Source organism: Ruegeria sp. C6 (genome assembly GCF_056537625.1).
In genome coordinates, this window is record NZ_JBQFRW010000001.1 from 514763 (window position 1) to 539039 (window position 24277).

General features: G+C 55.4%; 21 protein-coding genes. 10 read left to right on the plus strand and 11 right to left on the minus strand.

The genetic code is table 11. From position 1 onward, the window contains the following. Positions 1–76 precede the first annotated feature (76 nt). The 4 genes from ACR0MJ_RS02530 to ACR0MJ_RS02545 all read right to left on the minus strand — a co-directional run bounded on the left by ACR0MJ_RS02530 (position 77) and on the right by ACR0MJ_RS02545 (position 3286). Complete coding sequence (locus ACR0MJ_RS02530) at positions 77–1099, minus strand: adenylate/guanylate cyclase domain-containing protein (RefSeq protein ID WP_170396212.1); 1023 nt, start codon at positions 1097–1099, stop codon at positions 77–79. 3 nt (positions 1100–1102) lie between these two features. Continuing rightward, positions 1103–1462 carry a group I truncated hemoglobin gene (locus ACR0MJ_RS02535; RefSeq protein ID WP_170403431.1) on the minus strand — a complete coding sequence of 120 codons (360 nt, stop codon included), beginning with the start codon at positions 1460–1462 and terminating at the stop codon, positions 1103–1105. A 117-nt stretch (positions 1463–1579) separates the two neighbouring features. After that, the gene (locus tag ACR0MJ_RS02540; protein ID WP_480758977.1) at positions 1580–2410 is read right to left on the minus strand and encodes a class I SAM-dependent methyltransferase; all 831 of its coding nucleotides are present in this window, start codon (positions 2408–2410) and stop codon (positions 1580–1582) included. 63 nt (positions 2411–2473) lie between these two features. Beyond that, positions 2474–3286: an alpha/beta fold hydrolase gene (locus ACR0MJ_RS02545; RefSeq protein ID WP_480752674.1), complete on the minus strand. Its 813-nt coding sequence runs from the start codon at positions 3284–3286 to the stop codon at positions 2474–2476. 287 nt (positions 3287–3573) lie between these two features. On the opposite strand from ACR0MJ_RS02545, the gene ACR0MJ_RS02550 reads away from it, so the two are divergent. The 5 genes from ACR0MJ_RS02550 (at position 3574) to ACR0MJ_RS02570 (ending at position 12453) form a co-directional block, all read left to right on the plus strand. After that, a complete protein-coding gene (locus ACR0MJ_RS02550) occupies positions 3574–5805 on the plus strand; it encodes an ATP-binding protein (protein WP_480758981.1) in 2232 nt (743 codons plus the stop codon). Further along, complete coding sequence (locus tag ACR0MJ_RS02555) at positions 5798–6511, plus strand: response regulator (protein ID WP_170396223.1); 714 nt, start codon at positions 5798–5800, stop codon at positions 6509–6511. The genes ACR0MJ_RS02550 and ACR0MJ_RS02555 overlap by 8 nt, the downstream gene beginning before the upstream one ends. A 39-nt stretch (positions 6512–6550) precedes the next feature. Continuing rightward, the gene (locus ACR0MJ_RS02560) at positions 6551–7441 is read left to right on the plus strand and encodes an adenylate/guanylate cyclase domain-containing protein (RefSeq protein ID WP_480758984.1); all 891 of its coding nucleotides are present in this window, start codon (positions 6551–6553) and stop codon (positions 7439–7441) included. A 113-nt stretch (positions 7442–7554) separates the two neighbouring features. After that, complete coding sequence (locus tag ACR0MJ_RS02565) at positions 7555–8019, plus strand: hypothetical protein (protein WP_170396227.1); 465 nt, start codon at positions 7555–7557, stop codon at positions 8017–8019. Between the two features lie 15 nt (positions 8020–8034). Then, entirely contained in the window at positions 8035–12453 is a 4419-nt protein-coding gene (locus ACR0MJ_RS02570) for a WD40 repeat domain-containing serine/threonine protein kinase (RefSeq protein ID WP_480758987.1), read from the plus strand. Between the two features lie 71 nt (positions 12454–12524). Here the strand turns inward: ACR0MJ_RS02570 and ACR0MJ_RS02575 are convergent, their stop codons facing one another. Genes ACR0MJ_RS02575 through ACR0MJ_RS02600 form a run of 6 tightly spaced genes read right to left on the minus strand, consistent with a single transcriptional unit; the run spans position 12525 to position 17749 of the window. Beyond that, the gene (locus tag ACR0MJ_RS02575) at positions 12525–13463 is read right to left on the minus strand and encodes an HAD-IIA family hydrolase (protein ID WP_480758991.1); all 939 of its coding nucleotides are present in this window, start codon (positions 13461–13463) and stop codon (positions 12525–12527) included. After that, positions 13427–14242 (minus strand): phosphonate ABC transporter, permease protein PhnE, encoded by an 816-nt coding sequence (phnE, locus tag ACR0MJ_RS02580; RefSeq protein WP_480758994.1) that lies wholly within the window; start codon positions 14240–14242, stop codon positions 13427–13429. Before phnE (ACR0MJ_RS02580) ends, ACR0MJ_RS02575 begins: the two co-directional genes overlap by 37 nt. Then, entirely contained in the window at positions 14242–15057 is an 816-nt protein-coding gene (phnE, locus tag ACR0MJ_RS02585) for a phosphonate ABC transporter, permease protein PhnE (RefSeq protein WP_480758996.1), read from the minus strand. Before phnE (ACR0MJ_RS02585) ends, phnE (ACR0MJ_RS02580) begins: the two co-directional genes overlap by 1 nt. After that, positions 15054–15848, minus strand: coding sequence for a phosphonate ABC transporter ATP-binding protein (gene phnC / locus ACR0MJ_RS02590; RefSeq protein WP_480758999.1), 795 nt, complete (start codon positions 15846–15848; stop codon positions 15054–15056). Before phnC ends, phnE (ACR0MJ_RS02585) begins: the two co-directional genes overlap by 4 nt. 58 nt (positions 15849–15906) lie before the next feature. After that, positions 15907–16881 carry a phosphate/phosphite/phosphonate ABC transporter substrate-binding protein gene (gene phnD, locus ACR0MJ_RS02595; protein WP_170733433.1) on the minus strand — a complete coding sequence of 325 codons (975 nt, stop codon included), beginning with the start codon at positions 16879–16881 and terminating at the stop codon, positions 15907–15909. A gap of 13 nt (positions 16882–16894) precedes the next feature. Continuing rightward, positions 16895–17749 carry a DeoR/GlpR family DNA-binding transcription regulator gene (locus ACR0MJ_RS02600; protein ID WP_480759003.1) on the minus strand — a complete coding sequence of 285 codons (855 nt, stop codon included), beginning with the start codon at positions 17747–17749 and terminating at the stop codon, positions 16895–16897. Between the two features lie 224 nt (positions 17750–17973). Here ACR0MJ_RS02600 and ACR0MJ_RS02605 point away from each other — a divergent pair, with 224 nt between their 5' ends. Genes ACR0MJ_RS02605 through ACR0MJ_RS02625 form a run of 5 tightly spaced genes read left to right on the plus strand, consistent with a single transcriptional unit; the run spans position 17974 to position 23377 of the window. Continuing rightward, positions 17974–18438, plus strand: coding sequence for an NUDIX hydrolase (locus ACR0MJ_RS02605; RefSeq protein WP_480759005.1), 465 nt, complete (start codon positions 17974–17976; stop codon positions 18436–18438). Between the two features lie 59 nt (positions 18439–18497). Then, positions 18498–19523, plus strand: coding sequence for an ABC transporter substrate-binding protein (locus ACR0MJ_RS02610; protein WP_170422361.1), 1026 nt, complete (start codon positions 18498–18500; stop codon positions 19521–19523). Beyond that, the gene (locus tag ACR0MJ_RS02615; RefSeq protein WP_480759008.1) at positions 19524–21737 is read left to right on the plus strand and encodes an ABC transporter permease; all 2214 of its coding nucleotides are present in this window, start codon (positions 19524–19526) and stop codon (positions 21735–21737) included. It begins immediately after the preceding gene. 11 nt (positions 21738–21748) lie between these two features. Next, positions 21749–22810, plus strand: coding sequence for an ABC transporter ATP-binding protein (locus tag ACR0MJ_RS02620; protein WP_480759011.1), 1062 nt, complete (start codon positions 21749–21751; stop codon positions 22808–22810). Beyond that, complete coding sequence (locus tag ACR0MJ_RS02625) at positions 22811–23377, plus strand: histidine phosphatase family protein (protein ID WP_480759014.1); 567 nt, start codon at positions 22811–22813, stop codon at positions 23375–23377. 4 nt (positions 23378–23381) lie between these two features. On the opposite strand, the gene ACR0MJ_RS02630 is transcribed toward ACR0MJ_RS02625, so the two are convergent. Continuing rightward, positions 23382–24173: an inositol monophosphatase family protein gene (locus tag ACR0MJ_RS02630; RefSeq protein ID WP_170612481.1), complete on the minus strand. Its 792-nt coding sequence runs from the start codon at positions 24171–24173 to the stop codon at positions 23382–23384. Between the last annotated feature and the right edge of the window lie 104 nt (positions 24174–24277).

Consider the following 24277-nt stretch of genomic DNA (forward strand, 5'->3'; position numbering starts at 1 on the left):
TAAACAGCCTACTGTAGTCACTGCAGTGATCAGTCACCATTTAGTGCGAACAAAGGATTACAGCGGGCATTGACGCTCAGCTATCGTCGGACAAGCGCCAGATGTCTTGCTCTCCAAACCCACGGATTGTTCGCGCGCCGACATTCTCAAGGTCGAACTGATCTTTGAGGACCTGCGCGACTTCGTCTTGGACTGAAATCTGCATCGGGTCAGAGAATTCCTGAAGTCTGGAGGCCAGATTCACAGCCGGACCAAAGATATCGTACACATACTTCTGGATGCCAACGACCGACCCGACTACCGATCCCGTGGCCAGTCCAATTCTGCACCGCCACTGATGCGGATGGCTCAGGTTTCGGCGGGTCAAATAGCGTACGAAACGAATGGCTGTGTTTGCGATTGCCTTGGCGTGATCCGGAGTCGGATCGGGCAGACCAGCGACGGTGATATATGCGTCTCCGATCGTCTTGATCCGTTCGCAACCGAATTGCTCACCTATGCGATCAAACGCGCTGTAAATATCGTTCAGCTCAGTGACGGTGACGCTTGGGTCCTGCGAGGCGACCATATCCGTGAACCCAACGAAATCGAGCATCAGGACGGAGACGGGATCATAGAGTTGTGGCGTAACCACGCCGAAAGTCTTGTACTCTTCGTAGACCGACCGGGGCATCAGATTTAGCAGCAGTTTTTCAACCTGTTCCTTTTCCCGCTTCAACTCGCGCGTGTTCCGTTCCACCATCATCGAATAGGAGTCGATCATGGACTCCAGCTCTTTGATACGGGTGATGTTCTGACATACCAGAACCAGCACATCGTCGTGCGCGACCGTGAAATCGAGTGCGATCACCAGTGTGCGGCGTTTCTTTTTGAACGTGATTTCTGATGTATGCCGCCCGGTGCCGGACAGGCTTGTTTGCACTGTGTCGATATCCAGATCAGGAAAGAGCTGCTGCAATTGGTCTGAAGGGCCATCGGCACTGAACCACTCGTCAAACGTATCATTGCGGAACCCAAACTTCAGCGATTGACGGTCCAGTAGGGCAACGCCCACACCAATCGCGCGAAGGAGCTGTTCATTGATGGCTTCGATGGTCATGATTTATCCAACAATCAAGGGGCGACGTTTACTGAATTCCGCGACAACGATATCGATATCCTCGGCATCCACGCCGTGTCTTTGCAAAGCATCACGGAGCACGACCTCCAACTCGTCGAAATGGTCATCCGTAATTGCGAGATGAGAGTGTAACTGGCGCAGTTGATTGTCGGTGTAGGAGGCCGGACCACCAAGGAGCGACGCTATGAACTTGGTCTGATGGTCGACCATGCGACTCATATCCACGTTGTCGAAGAAGGGTCCAACCTCGTCATTGTCCAGCAGGATGTCATAGAACGAGAACACGATCTTGCTGATCTGTGAAAACCCACCGTATTTTTCATAAAGTGTGCGCTCGGCCATAACAAAATCCCCCTTAAACAAACTAATACCAAGAAAATGGTGGATCGACTACACCGGGTAATCTTCATCGTTCTTTGACGGTTGGGTCAAAGAACGATGAGCCAGTGATTCACGATCTCAGCCACGCTGCATGACAATTTCAGCGTACTCGGATGAGATGCAAAGTGTGTCATTGCCTGAGATATCGAACTTCTCGATCAGGGCCATGATATCGCGCTGCAGCGCCTCTTGTCCCTGTGCGTCCAGTGCATCGAAGGCCTTTTGCATCGGACCATAGAAAGTCCGAAAATACTCTAGGAAGTGTTCGGCTGAACGGTAGCGGAACATGAAGTTCTTGCGTCGGAACGAAACGATGGTGCTGTGCGATCCGAAGGATTCTTCAATCCAGTCCCGGCTGCCCCACAAAGCCGGAGAGCTTACGCCAGCAGGCGGAGGCACATGTTTACCGATCGTTTTGAACAGAAGACCGATGAAGCTGTCCGGCGTCCAGTTGGCCAGACCAATCTTGCCGCCGCGTTTGACGACCCGTTGCAGCTCTGCTGCTGATTGTTGTTGGTTCGGTGTGAACATCACGCCGAACGTCGAAACCACCGCGTCGCAGGATTGATCATCGAAAGGCAGGTTTTCGGCGTCGGCAACCTTGTAGGTCACGAACAGACCTTCCGCTTTGGCGCGCTGGCTGCTGGCGTCCAGCAGGGCTTCTACATAGTCGGTCGATGTAACATCACAAAAGCGCCGGGCGAAGGCCAGGGTGGCATTACCATTCCCGGCGGCGACATCCAGTACCTTGGAACCGGGCATCAGATCCATGCTTTCAGCCAGTTCTTCACCCGTAATTTGAAGGGTGACACCCACTTTGCTGTAGTCGCCGGAGCCCCAGGCGACGTTTTGCTTTGCTTTGATTGCCGCAAAGTCTGTGGTGGCGTTGATCGATGTTTGAATACCCATGATATTGCTCCTTTTGATGTAGCAGTGGTTTGATGAAGGCCGCATTGCTAAATGCGGCCCCGGTCAGGCAGCTTGACGTTCTGGCCAGCTGACAGTTTCAACGGGCCGCTCCACATTGGCCACGTGTTCGAAAATCCTTGCGTTGATCCATTCGGGCTGGAAGACCGGCGCCATATGGCCCAGCTCGGGCAGCAACGCGATCCGCGCATTGGGCAAAGCCTTCGCGATCTCAACTGAGACGTGCTGCGCAATCTCAGGTGACTCCAAACCAGTCATTACCAACGTCGGTATATCAAGCTTGGACAGGTCCTTCAGTTGCCAGGTTTCAGCAAAACCTTTTGCAAAATCAGACATGACTGATGGGATCATCCCAATGAACCGGTCTCGGGCCTGCGCGGGCAGCGAGTTCCAAAACCCCTTCTCGTTCCAGAAATCCAAAAAGTGATGCATACCAGCAGCGGCATCGCCATCCGCTGCTGCGGCGCTCACCACACCCGCGAGAAGCTGGATTTGCCCGAACAGTTTCTTGCTGACATCATTGCCAGCCTGCAGAAAATGAAAGGCTGCAGGCTCATATACCGTCAGGCTTTTGACAAGATCAGGACGCATCAACGCGACCTTGATGGCGACGCCTCCGCCGTTGGAATGCCCAACCAGATGCACGGGGCGTCCCAGCGCTTCGATTTCGCGGATTACCGGTATGGCAGAAAACGCCGCACCGTTTTGAGAGTTATCTCCAGTCAACGGGCTACGACCGTACCCGGGAAGATCAACAGCGTGAACACTAAAGCGACCTTCCAGATCCGCCGCCAGTTGGTTCCATTGCCCACTATTGGACGCCGAAGAATGCAACGCAAAAATAGGTGCGTTAATCATTTCAGTAGTTCTAAAAGAAATAGTCATCGTTCTTACCCAATCGCACTTAAGATGGGCAATAACTGACCTTTCTATGTTTCATTGTGATGTCTGGAAGCGGTGCCAAGTGTTTCAGTTGTTGCTCTGTGAAGCAGGTCACACAACTTGCTATCCGGCTCAAAAACAAACAGGTTTATCGGCCGGTACTTGGCTGAGTTGGCACCTATTGAAACAATTGAAACACGCGATGCTGATTTTGAAATGGCATTGAAACAATGGTATCCTAAAAATTCAGGATGACGATGGGCATGACGAACGAATTTGAAGAAATCGAGAAGGCGAGGGACCTTCTTCGTGATGCGATCGAATCTCTCAAAGAAGGGTTCGCCCTCTATGATGATGATCGCCGCCTTGTCCTGTTCAATCAACGATATGCCGAGATGAACAAGGGGGTTGCCGACCTGCTGCAACCCGGACTGGACTGGGAAATCCTGATGCGCGAGACGGCGCGCCGGGGAATTTACGCCGAGGCCATCGGCAATGAACAGCAGTGGGTTTCGGACCGGTTGGCTAATGGGGTCGAGTTCATCCAAGACTTTGAGCTGATGGAAACGGATGGGCGCACCTACCTGGTTTCTGTTCATCCCACCAAGTTCGGCGGATTTGTCGTCACGCGTGAGGATATCACCGAACGCAAACAAGCCGAGGTCGAAGAGCGCGACGGCGATCTATTGATCCGAAAGGTGCTGGATGCCAGTTCGGCAATCGTAACTATGGCGCGGATTGGTGATGGACAGATCTTGTATCGCACGCCTGCTGCGCTGCAGATGTTCGGACCTTCCAAATCTGCAAAACAGCATTATCAAAAGCCGGAAGAGCGCGCGGATTTTGTAACCCAGCTTCTGGCCGATGGTCGTGTCGATGACTACAAGCTCGACTTGATTAATGCGGCTGGCAAAACCTTCCCTGCGTCGATTTCGTCTCAATTGATCGATTACAAAGGCGAAGAAGTCATCGTGACCAGCGTGATCGATCTAACCGTCCAGAAAGAGGCTGATGCCTTGATCCGTCAGGTCATGGAGGCTTATCCAGCAGCCATCAACATGACGCATGCCGACACCGGCGAGGTGCTGTTTGCTACGCCCGAGATAAAGGCGCTGTTTGGTGATGCAGAAAGTTCGAAATCCTACTATGCGGATCCGAATGAGCGCCAACGGTACCTGAAAGACCTCCGGCAAGCGGGGGCGCTTAAGGATCGGCGTATGGAGTTCGTCGATGCAAGCGGACGAAAGTTCTGGGGGGCGGATTCTTCACGGCTGATCGAGTTCAATGGTGAAGAAGTAATCGTTTCCAATACCCGCGATCTGACCGATGAATTGGCCATTGAGGCTGAGCTTGAAAAGCAACGAGAGCTGCTGTTCCAGAACGAAAAGATGTCTGCGCTTGGCGAACTACTCGCCGGTGTGGCGCATGAGCTTAACAATCCATTGTCGGTTGTTGTGGGTCATTCGTTGATGCTGAAGGAAGAAATTTCCGACCCCGATCTCGGTGTCAGGATTGAAAAAATCGGCAATGCTGCAGAACGCTGCGCGAAGATTGTAAAGACCTTTCTGGCGATGGCGCGTCAGCAGCCCAGCAAGATCGAGCAGGTTGATGTTCCCAGCATGATCGAAACAGCTGCGGATGTCGCCGGGTACGGTAGCTCATCAGGCGAAATTCGCATTGAGCAAAGTGTGCCAGAAAACCTGCCCGCAGTTGCCGGGGATGCGGACCAGCTTACGCAAGTCGTCTTGAATCTTATCATCAATGCCGAGCAGGCCATGACCGCATCCGGCATCGGCGACCAGATCATGCTGTCTGCCGAGGTCAAGCCTGACACCGGAATGGTTGAGATCACGGTTCAGGACAATGGCCCCGGTATCCCTAAAGCCATACGCGCACGTATCTTCGAGCCGTTCTTCACCACAAAGGAGGTGGGTGACGGCACCGGGATCGGGCTTGCTTTCTGTCACCGGATCATTCTGTCCCATGGCGGTCAGATCAGGCTTGATCAGGCCGCAGTGTCCGGCACCTGCTTCCGGATAACTCTGCCCGTCGCAAAGATGCAAAATGATGTGGCTGAAGAAAAACCCGAACCCGCCGCGAATTTTGCCAAGCACCGTGCATTGGTCGTGGATGATGAGGTCGAAGTGGGTGAGATCAATGCCGAGATACTGCGGAAGGATGGCTTTCACGTTGATTTCGTTACCTCAGGGGAAGAGGCGCTCAGGCAACTGCAGTCCGCCAACTACGATGTATTCCTAAGTGATATGAACATGCCCGGTGTTGACGGACGCAAGATTTATGAGGCGCTGGTGGCGCGTTTTCCGAAAATGCTGACCCGGACAGCATACATCACCGGGGACACCATGGGTGAAAGCTCATTGGGACTGCTGAAGGAATCCGGTCTGCCCTATCTGGAAAAACCCGTCTCGCCTTCGGAACTGAGAATACTTGTCGGAAAGCTGCTCGCCGATCAGAAGGATCAAACGGATGAATGACCAGAAAACCCATATCCTGGTTTGCGATGACGAGATCGACGTGCGCGAGATGCTTCAGGAATATCTGAGCAAACGCGGGTACGAGGTTTCTGCAGCCGCTGGCGGAGAAGAGCTCCGGTCTGTCATCTCCTCTCGTGCTGTTGATGTCATGATCATGGATATCAATATGCCAAAGGAAGATGGTCTTTCGATCCTCAGATCGCTTCGTCCTGAAAACACGACGCCCGTGATCATGTTGACTGCAGCAGGCGATGTAGTGGACCGGATCATCGGGCTTGAGATGGGGGCAGATGACTATCTTGGAAAGCCGGTTGATCTTCGGGAACTGGAAGCGCGGATCAAGGCCCTATTGCGCCGAGGGGCCATCAACGAAAGTCTGCCCGCAGATGCCTCCGAAGGCAATTTGGCCCTTTTTGGCGACTACACGCTGGATAAAGAGGCAGCCAAACTTCTTGCGCCGGATGGATCCGAGGTCCCGCTAACGGCGATGGAGTATAGTCTGCTCAAGGTGTTTGCTGAAAACAAAGGGCGTGTTTTGAACCGTGATCAACTGCTTGAACAAGCGCATGACCGGTCCTGGGACCCGTTCGATCGCAGCATTGATATCAGAATATCCAGACTGCGCCGGAAGCTTGAAACCAACCCGGAAAAGCCGGAAATCATCAGAACCGTGCGGGGTATAGGTTATGTTTATGATCCCAAATAGGGTTTGCCGTTCCGGACAAGCAAAATTGCGAGTAGCACCGTGGAAACCAAGCTCGTCACGACCATAATTGCTGACATTTCTGACAGCACTCCGTTCTACGAAGAAATGGGGGACGATCAGGCGCAGCAGTTGATTCAGTTTGAAATCGATCGATTGCGTGAGGTTCTACTTGGGTTTGGCGGAGTTCCTGTGGGGCAGAAAGGCGATGACGTCTTGTCCTATTTCAAGGAACCCGAGGCCGCCGTAAACGCGGTTGTAGAGATGATTCAGAAACCGCCTGGAACATTACTGTCGGTCCACGCGGGTGTTCATCAAGGTCCTGTTGTTATTGGCGATAATGGGATATTTGGCGAAACAGTAAATCTGACCGCACGTTTGGCGGCCGCGGCCAATCCGGGTGAAGCTTGTGTCAGCGAAAGCGTCGCCAAGGATCTAAGCCCCGAAAGTCTCCAGATGCTCACCCCAATCGGATCGCTTCGCCTGAAAGGTGTGAGTGAACCGGTCAAAGCCTATTCAATCGTGGCCTCAACGGACGGGTTAAGCACCGTGATGCATCTGCCGACGCAGACGGCCAGCGGATCTGAGGGCATGCAGCAGAATGAAAGCTTTGCGCTCATTCTTTATCACGACGATCATACCTGGCGGTGTCGGGAAGGCGGGGAGCTAACGATCGGCAGATCCAGTCAATGCGATGTCATCCTGCCTGAGCCGTGGGTTTCGCGACTGCATGCGGTACTCAGCATGAAAGGCGGGAAGCTGATGCTGGCGGACCGCAGTTCGTCGGGAACTTACGTACAATTCGAGAATGCGCGTGAAATCCAGCTTAAGCGCGAGAACATAATGCTGGCCGATAGCGGGCTGATATCGCCTGCACTATCAATTTTGCACTCTGATGCGCACCCATTAGAGTTTGAGGTCGTCCGCCGATAAACGACGTGGCACGCCTGAATTCTGGCTTCTGTGGTGAAAGTCTCAGAAAGAAACTCGCGATTGTGCTAGAATCGGCACCAATTGCGTATTTCAACCAAGATTGGGAGGAAATGATGTCATTGAATACTTCAGGAAACCAGCTTCGTCAGGGCGCTCTGATCCTGGGTGCAGCTACACTCTTGTTCGGTGCTGATGCAACTGCCCAGTCAGCGATGCCCAATGCCTGCCCTGTGGATGGGTGTGAGGTGCAGATTGTATCGGTCGCCAAAGAGGGTGACGAACTGCTTGTAAACTACGATGCGAATTTCACTCCGGACGTATCGAAGAACCATTTCCATACATGGTGGGGCGAAAGCTATTCCGTTGAGCAAGTCGGCAGAAATGCCCAAAGCGAATTCAATGCCGTTCAAGGCAGGTGGCATCGGCACGATGATTACCCAAGCTATGTGACGAAGGAGGCGGCCTCGACATCGGCGCGCGAGGGAGGGACGACACTGTGCGTTACTGCTGCCGATAGGGACCACAACATATTGGATGCGACCAAGTATCATTGCGTGGATGTGCAAGAGCACCTCTGAAGCGCCAAGAATATCATGACTTTTCCCGCGTTCATCGGCCGTTACGCTGTTGACCGTGAAATCGCGAGCGGTGGGTTCGCGGCGGTTGTCCTTGCGCGGGATGACGAGTTGGAGGTTCCGGTAACCCTCAAGATTCTGCACGCCAACCTTGCGACCAATGACAAAGTCATCACCCATTTTCTCGAAGAAGCCCGTCTGTTGCGGCGCATTCGATCTCCGCGCGTTGTCTCCGTGCATGACGTGGGGCGTTTGGAGGACGGGCGGCCCTATTTTGTCATGGACTACGCGGATCGCGGCACATTGGCCGACCGACTAAAGCGTCTAAGCCCCGCTGCTTTGGCCAAACGCGAAGGTGTGGAAATACTGATTGATGCAATGGCAGATGGCTTGTCTGCGGTTCACGACGCGAATGTCGTGCATCGGGACGTCAAACCCGCAAATGTCCTTCTGCAACGAGTGAAGCGGTCCAAAGACGATAACAGCACGACGGTTTCTGATGCTTTGGTCGGCCTAGACGAGAGGGTTTTTCTGGCGGATCTCGGTATTGCGAAGGATTTAGCGATCGGTGTGACCGGCGCGACCATGATGGCTGGGACACCGCTCTACCAAGCGCCAGAACAAGCTGAGCACGGGCAACCCGTGACGCCGATGACCGACATCTATTCGGCCAGCGCGCTGATGTGGCATGTCCTGACGGGAAAGGCGCCGCCGCCATTCCATCGCGTTACCGAGTATCTTTCCAGCCTGCCGGAAATGTGGCGCGATTGCATTGAGCACGGGATGGCAATGGACCCGCAGGCGCGTTTTCTGGATATGGTGTCCTGGCGCAGTGCAATGAATGATGCGTTGGATCGTGACCGGCGAGAGGCCGCATCCGAAGCGGTGACGCAGATATCGGAAAGTAGGGTGGAATGCCCCTACAAAGGGCTCGCCGCGTTCCAGCCAGAGGATTCCGAATATTTCTTTGGACGCGAGGATCTTGTTGAGGAACTTGTGACCCGGCTTCAACAGAGCCGGATATTGGTTCTGGGTGGCTCATCCGGCAGTGGTAAATCATCCGTTCTGCGAGCAGGGCTGCTGCCAGCGATCGCTGCCAACGCGATATCCGGTAGCGAAAACTGGCGCGTTTGTGTTTTTACCCCCGGGCGCGATCCAATGACCGATTTGTACTTTCAACTCATCGGCGACAATTCTCACCTTACGGCTCAGGTCTCGCTCAACGACTTCATCGCCTATCCGAGTGCGGCGCGCCGATTGGCCACCGCGAATGAAGGAGAGTTGTTGATCTGCATTGATCAGTTCGAAGAATTGTTCACGCTGGTCAAACATGAACGCAGAAGCAAGTTCATCGAAGCTTTGTCAGCCATGACGGACCCTGCAGATAGCCGCGTTCGTATCGTGCTGACAATCCGTGCGGACTTTTATGCATCCTGTGCAGAGATACCGTGGCTTGCGGATCGAATCTCGGAAAACCAGTTTTTGGTCGGGCCGATGACACGGCCCGAGCTGCGCCGCGCAATCAGCGAACCGGCACATGCAGCTGGTTTGCACATGGACAGGTCCCTTATTGATGCGATCGTTGATGAGGCCGGGCGCGAAGCGGGTTCGCTCCCGCTGGTGGCGCATTCTCTGTATGAAACATGGAGCCGACGTAAAGGTGCGGTCATGTCTCTGGACGGCTACCGTCAGTCCGGTGGTGTCACAGGGGCAATCAGCCAGACAGCAGAGACACTTTTTACAGACGTTTTTGACAAAGTTCAGCAAGAGGCAACCCGGCGGCTATTCTTGCGTCTGGTTACGCCCGGCGAGGGGACTCCGGACACACGGCGGTTGTTGCCGATCGATGAGATCGAGCGCGACTCGGACCCGGACACAACGCGGCGGGTCGTTGAAGCTTTGACAGATGCGCGGTTGCTGACGCTGGATGACAAAAATGTTCAGATTGCGCATGAGGCGCTGCTGCGTACATGGCCGCGACTTAATTCATGGATCGAAGAAAGCCGCGATGATCTGCGCATGCGTCAGCGTATTCAGCATGACGCTGCAGAGTGGGATGTTGAAAATCGCGAGCCCGATTTACTTTATCGCGGCACAAGGTTGTTGTCGGCTGAAGAATGGTCGGTGAAGAACCAGAATATCCTCGGTGCGTTAGAGCGGGAATTTCTGGGCGCTGCACGAGACGCGCGTGACCAAGCGCAGGCTGCATCCAAGATGCGCCGGCGTCGGCGTCGACGTATCAATCAAGTTGCCGTTGCTGCCCTTGCCTTGCTGGCCATTGGCGCAACGGTTTCGTCTTTCTTGGCTATCCGCGCGTCCAACCTTGCCGAAAGCAACAGACAGATGGCCGTTGCCGCAACAGCTGAAGCCAATGAAAGGTTCGCAAGGGCGCTAGGCGCTGCTGCGAACGGGTTATCGGATACAGATCCCTTGCTTGCCCTGTCACTCAGCGCCGAAGCGATTGTCCGAGCCGAAACTGCTGGTTCGACATCAGAAGCGAGGGCGGCGATGCTGATGGCTCGGCAAAATCTGGGTGAGGGTGGGCTTGTCCCATTGGGCAGCCCGTTTACGGTTGGTGACGCGCAGACGATGGCTATTGATGCATCTGGTACGCGTGTTGCGGTTGGATTGCGTGATGGGCGCATCGTGGTTCATAGGGCTGAATCCGGCGGAGCGGTTATTGCTGAACTGGTGGGGCATTCCGGCGGGATAAGGGATGTTGCATTCTCTCCCGATGGTGAGTTGCTGGTTTCAGCGGCAACGGATGGGGATGTCCGCCTTTGGAATGTTGGTTCGGCCAAATACGGCCCGATCACGACACTGTTCTCTGGCAATGACGTCGCATTCGGCGTGGCCTTTGATTCCACCGGCAAGCGTATCGCGTCGGCGACCGGTGACGGGACCGTTCGCCTCTGGAACGTTTCCAATGGAATGCAAATTGGAGAGCCATTGGCGAAAATGCCGCTGGGCTTCAAAAAGGTCGCGTTTTCGCCCGTTTCAGAAGGACTTGTTGCCGGAAATGTCGATGGTGGCATATTCGGCTGGGTCGACGCAAAGGCTACGCCTGCATTTCCGCCGATACCGGGCGGTCCGCTGGGGCCTGACCCGGATCACCTGTCCTTCAGCCGCGACGGGAGAACATTCGCGATATCCCATACGAACGGGAAGGTCACGACGATTGGTTTTCCGGATGGTTTTCCAATTGTTGATCGTTTTTCAGATAGTACCGACATCGTAGCAGCAGCATTTACCGCGCCGGACAATCTGCTGGTAGGGGCAGGATCAGACGGAACGCTGCGATTGGAAAATTCAAACATGGAACGTGTTGGCGACGTGGTGCAGGCGCACAGTCAGAGGGTTGTGGACCTTGAAGTTGCCCAAAATGCCCCGTTGCTGGCGACTTTGGGCCGGGATCAGCAGGTACGTCTCTGGCGGATTGGGATCGACCCCGGCGGCAAAGACACGCTTGTTTTGCAGAACGGGGCAAAGGCGCTGGGCATCGCCTATACAACGGATGCAAAGTCTATAGCCATCGGTGACAGTGAGGGGAACATCTGGGTCTGGAAGATGGGGGCTTCCATGAAACCCATGCAGCTGAAGGGGCATGAAAGCCAGGTGTGGGCGATCTCTTTCTCGCTGGATGGCAAAACCATGGTGACTGGTGATCGCGAAGGCGGCTTGAAAATCTGGGACACGGCTGCGATGCGGCTGAAAAATCAACTCGATCTGGGGCAGGCTCCCGTCTGGTCGATCATGCCGGGGTCAGGTCCCGAGGTCTTTGTGGCGACAGGAGATGGAGTGCTGCAAATCGATATCTCAGAGGCTGATTTGGTCAAGAGCTTTGCGCCAGCTGACATTCAGGCAAATCGTGTCGCCGTCTCTGAAGATGGCGGCATGCTGGCAGCGGCCTCGGTGGATGGTAAGGTCTATATTTGGTCGATTGGCGACGGTCAGTTGATCAGAGTGATTGAAGCTGATGACAACACGCTTTGGAGTGTTGCTTTCAGTCGTGATGGCACACAGGCTGCAACTGCTTCCAGCGATGAGGTGGTCAAGGTCTGGGATGTTGAAACCGGCGAAGAGCTTGCCGCTTATGGTGGCCATAAAGGAGGGGCGACGGATGTTGCCTTTTTGGCGGATGAGGCAACCTTGGTGGCAATCGACCGATCTGGGGAACTGCATTGGTGGGATACCGCGACGCACCGTCGGCTCATGCCTGTCGAAAAGATCCATGCAGGCCCGACCTGGCGTATCGCGCTGGCACCTGACGGACATTCTTTTGCGACAACCAGCGAAGCCGGTGATGTTCGGGTTTGGGACAGGTTGAGCTTAGAGATCGCATGTGCGTTGGGCAGTCCAACCTTCGATGAAGGGCGCAGGGTTCAGTATTTGGGAAGCGATGAGCCAACAACGACCTGTGATGCCTTCGCGAATTGATCACATGGCGAGTATTGAAAAGCACTGACGGGCGCTTGGATTTGAAGCGGAACTAAGCAGGCGTGATCAGATTATGGTCGGTTCACAACGAAATCCGGCATGATCTGCGCCTGTGTGATTGCGTCATCGACGTCATGCCCTGCGAAAAAACCGTACCCCGAAATCAGGGCCGAGGCGATTCCGGCAGCATGGGCCCCCAATATGTCGGTATGCAAGCTGTCACCAACCATAAGCACGCGAGTTTTATCGACCCGGCCAAGTCGCTTGAAAGCCAGGTCAAAAATATTCTCAAATGGTTTGCCGAAGAATTTGGGTACAACGCCGGTTCGGTCGGCAAGACGGTGCGCGAACAGACCGGGTTCGTTTGAAAATCCGTGCTCGCGTGGTGCGACTATGTCCGGATTTCCAACCAATACCGGACGCGGGCGTTTTAGCAGGGCTGCTTCCAAATGGGCCTGACGTGCCTCGGACCAGACGGCTGAGCCGATCATCAGAAACCCCTCAACCGAGTCATAGGGCTCGGGATCGTCATCGAGATAAGTCAGGTTCAAATCTTCCAGGTCGCGAAGGCCGGTGCTGGGTGTTGCCATCAAACCCCAATGCAGCGCGCGTTGACCGCCTAGCTCAGCCAGCAGTGTTGCGCGGCTTGTGATGATATCCTCTGACGCAAAATCATATCCCAGCCGGGCGTATTTCTCGACGAGCGCCGCATGAGGGTGACCAGCTGCATTCGAAACGACCAGAACACGTTTACCCATGGCTTTGAGCTGATCAATCCGCGCGGCTGTACCGGGAATCGCAGTCTCGCCGATATTGAGGACACCGAACGCATCCAGAAGGAATACATCGAAGCCTTCAGCAATATCCATCAAAGTGTTCGCATGCTGATAGGATTGAACAGCCGGTTCAGCAGCCGGAAGTCGATGCCGAACGGCCTCGTAGGCTTCGAAAGCCTCTTGGGTCGTGAAGCGGCTCAAATAATTGCCCCTCGTACTTTGGCGGACACCCATTCGCTGATCATGACGGCAAGCAGAATGACGATCAGAATCAGGCTGACCTGCGGCCATGCCAGAACGTTCAGCGACGCTGACAATTGCAGCCCGATGCCGCCTGCGCCCACAAGGCCCAGAACCGTGGACTCGCGAATGTTGATATCCCAGCGGAAAACGGCGATGCCAGCAAAGGCGGGTAAAATTTGCGGGACGATTCCGTAGGCCATGACCTGCCAGCGGGATGCGCCCGTGGCGGTGATGGCTTCGACTTGAGTGTGATCGATTTCCTCGATGGCTTCATAGAGAAGCTTGGCGCAGAAGCCGATCGAACGAATGGCTATGGCGATGACGCCTGCGAACACTCCGGGACCGATGATCGCGATCAAAAGAAGCGCCCAGATCAACGAGTTAATCGAGCGGGTTGAGACAATGATCAGCAGCGCGATGGGGCGGATGAACACAGCCGATGGCGTGGTGTTGCGGGCGGCCAGAAAGGCGACGGGAACGGCCAGGAACAGCGCAATGATCGTGCCAAGTGTGGCGATGTTCAGCGTGTCCCAGATCGGGCGTCCCAGCTGGGTAATGTAGTCCCATTTCGGCGGTGTTGCCCGGGTCCAAATATCGTTCGCGATGCGGGGTGCGTCCCAAACAAAGAACCATGTCGTCGAGGCCGAAATGATCTGCCAGCAATAGACGAAGACTGCCACACCCAACAGCCAGCAGAACCAGCGCACAAGGCTTTGACCAGTCGTACGCCTGCGCCAGATTTGCGAACCTTCATGTTCAAGCACCGGCATTACTGAACCCTCGCGCGGATAATACCCGAGAGGTATTCGAGCACCATGACGATCCCGATGATGAGGATCAGAATGGCGGCCGCGGTGTCGTACTCATAACGGTCGAACGCCGTGTTCAGCGTCGCCCCGATTCCCCCGGCACCGACCAGACCCAAGATGGCACTTTCACGAAAGTTGATATCGATCCTGTACATCGACAGCCCGACCAGCCGCGGCATGACCTGCGGTTGCACACCGTAGTTGATCCATTGCATCCAACGTGCGCCTGAGGCTTTGATCGCCTCGGCCTGCACTTTGTCCATGGCCTCGATGTCTTCGGCCAGAAGCTTGGACAGGAAACCGATGGTGGCGAAGGACAGTGTCAGGAATCCGGCCAAAGGTCCGAACCCAAAGATGGCCACCAGAAGAATGGCGACGATGATCTCTTGCAGGGCGCGGCTAATCGCAACAATGCCTCGGCAGATCACATAGACCGGGAGAGGCGCAATATTGCGTGCAGCGCCCAGTCCGATCGGGATCGATATCAGGATGCCCACCACCGACGCTGCAACCGTCATCACGATGCTCTCGAGAAGACCGCTCCAGATATCGCTCCAGCGCGATATGAAATCGGGGCTGGTGAAGGCAAGGACAAAGGCCCAGCCGCGATCCAAGCCTTCGTAGACACGGCCCCAATCGACCTCGATGGTCATGAAGGCCGCGATCAGATAGGCGACGAATCCAACGATCAGGGTCCAGCGCAGCAAGGCATTCTTGACGAAGGCCGGTTTGCGCCAGCCTTTGCCCAGCAGGTCATCAAGTTCGGGATGGCTCATTCTGCGGCCTCGATCTCTTCGTCGTCTTCGACTTTTTCGATGGTCGCTTCCCAGTCTTCTTCGCCATAAATCTCAGTCAGTTTGTCGGGTGTAAGACCAGTTGGGAGGCCGTCAAATACGATTTCACCAAAGCGCAGGCCGACGACGCGCGGCACGAACATCTGCGCAAGTGCCACGTCATGAATGTTGATAATCGCGGCCAGTCCCCGTTCCTGACACAGCTCGGTAATCAACCGCATGATCTGACGGCTGGTTTTTGGGTCCAGCGAGGCGGTCGGTTCATCGACCAGCAGAAGCTTGGGGTTTTGGATCAGTGCGCGGCAGATGCCGACCCGCTGGCGCTGGCCGCCTGACAATTCGTCCGCGCGTTTGTCGGCCATATGCAACAGCCCCACGCGATCAAGCAGGCGGAAAGCCTCGTCCACATCAGATTGGGGGTAGCGCCGCAGAAAGCTGCGCCAGAACCCGACATATCCCAACCGCCCTGACAACACGTTTTCCATCACCGTCAGGCGCTCGACCAGTGCATATTCCTGAAAGATCATCCCCATCTCGCGGCGCGCTTTTCTCAGCGCGCCCGAGCCGAGTTTTACCAGATCCACGTCGTCCAGCAGAACCTCGCCACTTGTGGGTTCAACCAAACGGTTAATGCAGCGGATCATGGTGGATTTGCCAGCACCGGAAGGTCCGATCAGCGCCAGAACCTGACCCTTGGGCACATCAAGATCGATCGCTTTCAGGGCCTGATCGCCGGTTTTATAAGTCTTTGTAAGCTTTTGAAGCCGCAGCATTTATGCCCCCGGTTCGGGTGGTAACGGGCCCCGCAGGGCCCGCCATATTAGAAATCGATTACTGACAAGCGTAGGAAACGCCGTTAGCCGCGTCGATCTTGCGGATGACGTCCCAGAACTCCTGATAGGTCATCTCAAGGAACTGACCTTCATTCGATTTCGAGAACTCAGCCTCAAGCGTCGTTCCCTCCCAGTCGAAGCTGAAGAAGGCATTGCGGATTTTCTCCTGTAGCTCCGGCGTCAGGTTGTAGACGGTGCCAAAGCCTGTCGTCGGGAAGGTCTGCGACTTGTAGATCGTGATGACGTCGTCTTCGTTGATCACATCGCGCGAGATCATCCGCGATTTGACCGAATTGGCGATCGAAGCGGCCAGATAATCCTTGTTGGCGACACCCAGGATCGAGTTGTCGTGTTTGCCCGAATAAACCGGTTCAAAATCGCGCTCGGGCAGCAGATCAAAGTCGCTTTTCAGGATCGCTGATGGCGCTTTGAAGCCCGAGTTTGAGGTGGGAGAAGTAAAGGCCAGTTGCTTGCCCTTGATATCCTCGACCTTTTCGATGCCCGAACCGGGATAGGTGATGATCTCCATCTCGTATCCGAAGTTTCCGTCTTTCGACGCCATGATCGTGAAAGGCCGGAATCCTGCGCAGTTCACAGCCAACGGGTTAGAACCAGTGTTGAAGCCAGCGATATGCAGACGCCCCGAACGCATGGCCTCAATCTGGGCCGCGTTGTTCTGAACCGGAAAGAAAACAACGTCTTTGCCAGTTTCCGCTTTCAGATGATCAAGAAAGTCTGACCATGCGGTTTTGTAAACAGCGGGGTCTTCGACTGGGGTGTAGGCAAAGATCAGGGTATCAGGATCAATCTGATCGGCAGGATCGGTGGGGATATCCGCGATCAGATCGCCGTCGGCATCGCAGAATCGTGCATCCAGATCACCGCGTGGGCAGTCCTGCGCTGAAGCGGTGCCCGATAGCGACAAGAGCGCGATTGCGGAAGCTCCGATCAGTAGTTTGATATCAAATTTCATTTCTTCCTCCCAGTCATGCGTGGCTTTTCTGTCCACGGTTTGTCGTTCTTTGTAAGGACTGCTCAGCGACAAGGATCTTCACCCCGGCGTCGTTGATCGCGCCCAGCAAATCCCCTGTTGGTTTGGTATCAGTTACGATTGAATTCAGCCCGTCAAGGTCGCCCACACGGGTCAAACCTTTGCGGTCGAATTTCTCGGACCCAATCAGAAGATGTCGCGTCGCGGCGCGTGCCAGCATCATCCGTTTGACGGTTGCGAAACCGCGCACGGTCTCTGACGGCCCTTCTTCTGACAGGCCGGACGCGCCAATCATGCAGCGATCGACGTTGAAACGAGACAGGAAATCCAGTGTATCTGTCCCGATCGTGGCGGACTCGGCGGTCAGATATTCGCCTGGGCATAGAATGACTTCAACGGGTGCGTGACCAAGGGTCATGGCCACCGGTATCGAATTCGTAATTGCCGTGCAGTGAATGCCCCGATACGCCAACATACGGGCCATCTCGATCGTGGTTGAGCCGGAATCGATCATCACCGTCTCGCCTTCCTGAATCAGGTCGGCTGCGCATTTGCCGATCTTTTCACGCTCATCAAGGCGGGCGTGGGTGCGCTCATCCAGACTTGGATAACGTCCTTGTATCGGGGCAGAGGCGCCGCCATGCGCCCGCGAGATTAGCCCATCATCGGCCAGGGCATCAAAATCCCGGCGCACCGTTTCCGCCGAGACATTGAAACGCTGCGCCAATTCGCTGATCCGGACGTGCGGGCGAAGCTTCAACTCCAACAATATCTCACGGCGGCGGTCGGATTTCTTGAACCGACTCTGGCCCTTGTTGGTTTTCTTATCGAGCGTTTCCGCTTTGGGCATCTGGCAATCCGACTCGGTTTCAATCTCACTTTTGTGGCGTTTCAGTCGTTTTGCAACAATTTCTGTTGCAAAGCCCACGATTCATTGTGAGACTTCAAAGAACTGTTTCTATTTCGAGGCGTAGCAATCGAAGTGCACCGGCGTTCTGGATGTAGCCACCTTGTTCAACAGCACGTATGTGTTGCCATTGCCCTTTGCGTAGTGCCAGAGCCAAGAGCGCGCGCATGAGCAAGACCGAATTCACAGATCAGATCGGTGCGCTTCCAGTGCGATGGGACAAGTCCGACAAGCTGCGGGTTCTCATGGTCACTTCGCGTGACCGGGGGCGGTGGGTCATCCCCAAAGGTTGGATGATGGATGGTAAGAAGCCTTGGCATGCCGCTGAAATCGAAGCTTTGGAAGAGGCCGGAGCTGTTGGCTTTATCTCCAAGAAATCGATCGGGTGCTTTCACTATGACAAGCGATACGAGGGTAAAAGCAGCGTGCCTTGCCGCGTAACGCTTTATCCGTTGATTGTGGAACGGCTCAAACGCCGTTGGAAGGAACGCGACGAACGCAAGCGCCACTGGTTCGCACCTGCCAAGGCCGCAAAGCTTGTCGAAGAGAAAGAACTGGCGCGTTTGTTAAAGAGCCTGTCAGATAATCAAGAGACGTTGGCTGTTATCGAGAAATTGCGAAAGGCCGCATGAGGAAGGGCATATAAGAGCCGGGAAATCCGGACGCAGTGAACTTAAAGGGAGAGAAATCAATGAAGAAATTTACATCCACAACGTTGGGATCGCTTATTGCCCTTGCCGCATCGATGTCAGCGGCACAGGCTGACAAGTTGACACTTTATTGTTCTGCGCAAGAGGATTGGTGCCAGCTTATGGCGCGCAGTTTCGAAGATGCGACTGGCATTGACGTCAATATGACCCGTAAATCCTCAGGTGAGACATTTGCTCAGATCCGTGCAGAAAGCTCCAACCCCAAGGGTGATGTCTGGTGGGGTGGTACCGGTGATCCACATCTACAGGCCGCAGAAGAGGGCCTGACGATGGAATACATGTCGCCGATGCGTGACCAGCTTCATGATTGGGCGATTTCTCAGGCGGAAAGCGCGGGTAACAAGACCATCGGCATCTATTCAGGTGCGCTTGGTTACGGCTACAATGCCGATCTAGTCGCCGCGAACAACCTTCCCGAACCTGCTTGCTGGAAGGACCTTCTGAAGCCCGAGTACAAGGGGCACGTTCAGATGGCGAACCCGAACTCATCAGGTACGGCCTACACGACTCTGGCCTCGATGGTGCAAATCTTCGGCGAGGACGAAGGATTTGAGTTCATGAAGGGGCTACATTCGAACATCAACCAATACACCAAGTCGGGCTCGGCACCGATCAAGGCTGCTGGTCGAGGCGAGAATACAATTGGTATCGTTTTCATGCATGACGCAGTAAAGCAGGCGGTATCGGGTTTCCCGATCAAAGTCGTCGCGCCATGTGAAGGTACTGGTTACGAGATCGGTTCGATGTCGATCATCGAAGGCGCGCGCAACGAAGATGAGGCCAAAAAGTTCTATGACTGGGCATTGTCGCCCGAGGCGCAGAACCTCGCCCTTCAGGTAAATGCCTTCCAAGTGCCGTCAAACAAAGGTGCTGAAACTTCGGAAAGCGCGCCTGACATGAGCCAGATCAAGCTGATCGACTATGACTTCAAGAAATACGGCTCGTCGGATGAGCGCAAGCGCTTGCTGCAGAAATGGGACGAAGAGGTTTCGGTACTGCCGCAGTAAATGACTGACGACACGACAAAAACGACCCATCCGGTTCTGATCTTCTGGGTCATCGCCGGGTGGGTCGGATTCTGCCTGCTGCCGTGGTACATGGTTGACGGTGGCCTGTGGTCGTTCGAGTGGCTGCTGGACGGCTACCCTTTCGACGAAGATTATGCGCCTGCTGCCTTTCTAATCGGGCAGGGTGAAAAGCCGTGGCTTGCTCCGCTTCTTATTGCACTCCTGCTGCCACTTCTGGTGTTAAGACGCGCCAAATCAGATCCGCTTTATGCCCGAATTTTGATCCTGTCAGGGGCGCTGGGCTTCGGCTGGCTGATCGCACAAGGGTTCAGCATCGGAATCCGAGGCTACAACTTCGACTGGCTCGAAACCCTGTTTGGCGAGCTCGGTGATCGGCAGTTCGGCATGGGCTATGGCGCGATGATCTGCGCGTCGAGTTTTCTGTTCCTTCTGACCCAGGGTGTCGCCGCACGTGGGGCGATTAACGGAGACGTCTTCGTGGTCAGCGCCATCGGTGGTGTGATCACCATCGTCACCGCGTTTGTATTCTTTCCTATCGCCAAGATGCTGTTCGCTGCCTTTGTGACGGAAGAGGGCGCGTACTCCATCGCAGTGTTCTTCTCGAAATTCTTTGACGACCGGCTTTGGGGGCTGGGATGTTTCTGGGGCGCACGATGCGGGGCGGCATGGAACTCACTGTTTCTGGCCATCCTCGTCGGCTTCATCACCACTGCGCTCGGCTTGTGCTTTGCGCTTGTCGTGACCCGCTCGGGCTTTCGGTACAAGCGCGCGTTGCGCGCACTGACGGTTCTGCCGATTATCACGCCACCGTTCGTGATCGGCCTAGCGCTGATCCTGCTGTTTGGATTGTCGGGTTCAGTAACGCAGTTCTTTGCCGAATTATTCGGCACCCAACCCACTCGCTGGCTGTATGGCATGCCGGGTGTTCTGATTGCGCAGACGTTGGCATTTACACCCATCGCCTTCCTTGTGCTGATTGGCGTCGTTGAAGGGGTGTCTCCCTCGATGGAAGAAGCGGCCCAGACATTGCGCGCGAATAGATGGCAGACGTTCAAAACCGTGTCCCTGCCGCTGATGCGCCCGGGCCTCGCCAATGCTTTCCTTTTGGGCTTCATCGAAAGCATGGCCGATTTCGGCAACCCACTTGTGCTGGGTGGCAATTTTGACGTGCTATCGACCGAGATATTCTTTGCCATCGTGGGCGCCCAGTACGATCAAGGCCGCGCTGCGGTTCTGGCCATGGTGCTTCTGTTCTTCACGCTTTCAGCCTTCTACGCGCAGCGAGCCTGGCTGGGTAAGAAAAGCTACACCACAGTCACGGGCAAAGGTGACGCTGGCGTACATCCATTGATGCCAACCGGCCTTTCCATCCCGGTGCTAACCGTCGCCCTTGGCTGGGCCGTGTTTACCATCGTCGTCTACGCCATGATCGTCTACGGCAGCGTGGTTGAGCTGTGGGGAGTCAATAATTCCCTGACGTTCAAGCACTACGTCACTGCCTTCTCGGTTCGGTTCGAGTCGGAAGGAATTCGCTGGACAGGGGCCGCATGGGACAGTTTCTGGACCACCATAACAATCGCCGCAATCGCCGCGCCGCTTACGGCTGCAGTTGGGCTCGTGACGGCCTATCTACTAACCCGGCAGAGTTTCGCAGGCAAAGACGCTTTTGAGTTCGGCACCATGCTGTCCTTTGCCATCCCCGGTACCGTGATCGGTGTCAGCTACATTCTCGCCTTCAACGTGCCACCGATCGAGATCACGGGCACGGGTGTCATCCTTGTTGTCAGTTTCATCTTCCGCAATATGCCGGTCGGTGTCCGAGCCGGCATCGCCAGCATGTCGCAACTGGATCGCAGTCTTGACGAGTCATCTCTGACCCTCGGGGCAAATTCGTGGCAGACTTTCCGGCGGATCATCCTACCACTACTGCGCCCGGCAATTCTTGCGGCGCTTGTGTACAGCTTCGTGCGGGCCATGACGGCGATTTCGGCCGTGATCTTTCTGGTCAGCGCGGAATATGACATGGCGACCAGCTATATCATCGGGCGGGTCGAGAATAACGACTATGGTCTCGCCATCGCCTATTCCACCACACTGATCTTTGTGATGCTGTCAGTGGTTGCCCTGATGCAGCTGATCGTGGGTCGGACCAAGATCGGGCGACGAATGACGCAGTCGCGGACCAATGTTTAGGAGAGTTTGACATGAGCCTGCAGTCCAAAGCCGCGCCGGTTCGGTTCGAGTCCGTGACAAAGATGTTTGGCAAGGATGTCGTTGCCGTTGACAACATTAACCTGCATGTCGAAGCCGGAAAGCTGGTCACGCTGTTGGGCCCGTCGGGCTGCGGCAAGACGACGACGTTGAGGATGATCGCGGGGCTCGAAATGGCCACCTCGGGAAAGATTACCATCGGGGATCGCGATGTGACCAAACTGCCCGCGACGGACCGCGACGTATCCATGGTGTTCCAGTCCTACGCGCTGTTTCCTCATATGAGCGTGCTTGAGAACGTGATGTATGGCCTCACGTTCTCGGGCTTTGCTAAAGACGAGGCCCGCCGCCGCGCGTTGGACGGTTTAGAGCTGGTTGGCCTGAAAGGTTTTGACGGCCGTCTCCCGTCAGAATTGTCTGGTGGCCAACAGCAGCGCGTCGCTGTAGCGCGGGCTTTGGTGTTGGAACCACAGGTGCTGTTGTTTGATGAACCGCTCTCGAACCTCGACGCGAAACTACGCCGCCAGGTACGCGAGGACATCCGGGCCATTCAGCAAGACCTTGGTCTGACCGTCGTCTACGTAACACACGATCAGGAAGAGGCTCTGGCAGTATCGGACGAAATCGTCGTGATGCGGAATGCCGCGATTGCCCAGATTGGCACGCCCCGCCAGCTTTACGACGCCCCAAATGATCGCTTTGTTGCTGATTTTATTGGTGAGGCAAATCTGCTTGCCTGCCAGATCAACTCTGTCGACGGCGACATGGCCACCATCGAGATCGAAGGCTACCGCCATACCTTGGCATCCCGTGGCTTGACCGAAGGGCCTGCGACCGTCGCCATCCGGCCTTCTCGACTTGTGATTGGAGCCGCGCAAGGGGTTGCAGCGACCGTCTCCAAAGCCACCTATGTGGGTGTCCGAATGGAGTACACTCTGACCGGTGCGTTCGGCCAGGTCTTTGCAGTCCATGACGATGTCGATGCGCCGCTAGAGCCGGGTACAGAAGTACAGATGGCCTTCGCCGAGAAAGGTCCGGTGCTTTTGCCCGAATAGATGCCCTGTCTTCTAATCATCACGCACCCCGAGGTCATCATTGACCCGAACACCCCCATTCAGGACTGGGGGCTTAGCGCGGTAGGTCGCCGCCGCGCTGCGGCCTTCGCAACCAGCGGAATTTTTGCAGAGGTTACCCACCTATGGGCCAGCACCGAGCAAAAGGCCCGCGAGACGGCCGACATCCTGGCCGCGCCCCGAGGCCTGCGGATAAAACAAGATGCCGCACTTGGCGAGAATGATCGAAGCGCCACCGGTTTTCTGCCGCGTGACCGGTTCGAAGCTGCCGCTGACGCATTTTTTGCCCACCCCAACACCAGTTTTCGCGGCTGGGAAACTGCCGTTGCCGCCCAGCGGCGGATAAACCAAGCAGTAACTTCAATTATCGAAACGCATGATGGCAGTGACCTCGCCATCGTTACCCATGGGGCCGTCGGGACCCTTCTGTGGTGCTCCTTGTCGGGCCACCCCATTGATCGGAGGTATGATCAGCCCGGGCAAGGCCATTATTGGCAAGCCGATCTAACGGACCTCAAACCGCTGAGCGGATGGCGCTCAATCGACTAGATTGTCAGGCCTGCCATGCGTTCTCAGAGATTTCACGCAAAGTATCAAACACATCCGGAGTACCAGCGATCACCCGACCGCCGTTGCGGATCATTGCGCCTGCGTCCTGATCTTCGACCACGCCGCCTGCTTCCGCAATCATCAATTGACCAGCCAGACAATCCCAGGCGTTCATATGTTCTTCGACATAGCCAAGCAGCCGGCCCGCTGCGACATAGGCCAGTGACAGCGCGCCACTGGCGTTTCTGTGAAACATGGCCCCACGCTCGATCAGGTTCGCGACGATTGGAACAATGTTACGGTTATCCACCCGGTTCGAATAACCCACTGCCACCGTTCCTTGATGCAGCGCAACACCCGAAGCGACCCTCATTGGCGCATCATTCAGTGTTGCCCCGCCTCCGCGCGAGGCTACGAACGTCTCATTGATATTTGGGTCATGGATTACACCGATCTCGGTGTTTTCCTCAGCGACGCCCGCCAGAACGATGGTCCAGGCCGGAATGCCATTGACGAAATTCGTGGTGCCATCGATTGGATCGATCACCCAGTCAAATCCGCTTGAACCTTGTGTTTCACCATGCTCTTCGCCAAATATGCCATCGTTGGGCCAAGCCTCGGCGATCCTCTGGCGGATGAAGGTTTCGACATTCCGGTCTGCCTCGCTGACCCAATCCTGTGCGCCTTTTTGATCGACGATCAAACCGCCCCGGTCGGAGAAATATCTGGAGGCGATTGTGCCAGCTTCCTTGCAGATCGCGATCGCGAAGTCTTTGCGTTCTTTGAGGTAATCCATTGGGAATCCAAATCATATCTGTTGTTGGCCAAAACTGTGCAGGCTTGGTGATGGAATGGCAAATACCAAATGCTGGTGAACTCGGTCCGGGGCAGCCATTGACA

What these genes read in the sequence shown, in the direction of transcription:
- phnD (WP_170733433.1), bottom strand. Translation starts at nt 16,881, where the DNA reads ATGAAATTTGATATCAAACTACTGATCGGAGCTTCCGCAATCGCGCTC.
- ACR0MJ_RS02550 (WP_480758981.1), top strand. Translation starts at nt 3,574, where the DNA reads ATGACGAACGAATTTGAAGAAATCGAGAAGGCGAGGGACCTTCTTCGT.
- ACR0MJ_RS02630 (WP_170612481.1), bottom strand. Translation starts at nt 24,173, where the DNA reads ATGGATTACCTCAAAGAACGCAAAGACTTCGCGATCGCGATCTGCAAG.
- ACR0MJ_RS02575 (WP_480758991.1), bottom strand. Translation starts at nt 13,463, where the DNA reads ATGGGTGTCCGCCAAAGTACGAGGGGCAATTATTTGAGCCGCTTCACG.
- ACR0MJ_RS02620 (WP_480759011.1), top strand. Translation starts at nt 21,749, where the DNA reads ATGAGCCTGCAGTCCAAAGCCGCGCCGGTTCGGTTCGAGTCCGTGACA.
- phnE (WP_480758996.1), bottom strand. Translation starts at nt 15,057, where the DNA reads ATGAGCCATCCCGAACTTGATGACCTGCTGGGCAAAGGCTGGCGCAAA.
- phnC (WP_480758999.1), bottom strand. Translation starts at nt 15,848, where the DNA reads ATGCTGCGGCTTCAAAAGCTTACAAAGACTTATAAAACCGGCGATCAG.
- ACR0MJ_RS02555 (WP_170396223.1), top strand. Translation starts at nt 5,798, where the DNA reads ATGAATGACCAGAAAACCCATATCCTGGTTTGCGATGACGAGATCGAC.
- ACR0MJ_RS02535 (WP_170403431.1), bottom strand. Translation starts at nt 1,462, where the DNA reads ATGGCCGAGCGCACACTTTATGAAAAATACGGTGGGTTTTCACAGATC.
- ACR0MJ_RS02570 (WP_480758987.1), top strand. Translation starts at nt 8,035, where the DNA reads ATGACTTTTCCCGCGTTCATCGGCCGTTACGCTGTTGACCGTGAAATC.
- ACR0MJ_RS02625 (WP_480759014.1), top strand. Translation starts at nt 22,811, where the DNA reads ATGCCCTGTCTTCTAATCATCACGCACCCCGAGGTCATCATTGACCCG.
- ACR0MJ_RS02545 (WP_480752674.1), bottom strand. Translation starts at nt 3,286, where the DNA reads ATGATTAACGCACCTATTTTTGCGTTGCATTCTTCGGCGTCCAATAGT.
- ACR0MJ_RS02615 (WP_480759008.1), top strand. Translation starts at nt 19,524, where the DNA reads ATGACTGACGACACGACAAAAACGACCCATCCGGTTCTGATCTTCTGG.
- phnE (WP_480758994.1), bottom strand. Translation starts at nt 14,242, where the DNA reads ATGCCGGTGCTTGAACATGAAGGTTCGCAAATCTGGCGCAGGCGTACG.
- ACR0MJ_RS02530 (WP_170396212.1), bottom strand. Translation starts at nt 1,099, where the DNA reads ATGACCATCGAAGCCATCAATGAACAGCTCCTTCGCGCGATTGGTGTG.
- ACR0MJ_RS02540 (WP_480758977.1), bottom strand. Translation starts at nt 2,410, where the DNA reads ATGGGTATTCAAACATCGATCAACGCCACCACAGACTTTGCGGCAATC.
- ACR0MJ_RS02565 (WP_170396227.1), top strand. Translation starts at nt 7,555, where the DNA reads ATGTCATTGAATACTTCAGGAAACCAGCTTCGTCAGGGCGCTCTGATC.
- ACR0MJ_RS02610 (WP_170422361.1), top strand. Translation starts at nt 18,498, where the DNA reads ATGAAGAAATTTACATCCACAACGTTGGGATCGCTTATTGCCCTTGCC.
- ACR0MJ_RS02600 (WP_480759003.1), bottom strand. Translation starts at nt 17,749, where the DNA reads ATGCCCAAAGCGGAAACGCTCGATAAGAAAACCAACAAGGGCCAGAGT.
- ACR0MJ_RS02605 (WP_480759005.1), top strand. Translation starts at nt 17,974, where the DNA reads ATGAGCAAGACCGAATTCACAGATCAGATCGGTGCGCTTCCAGTGCGA.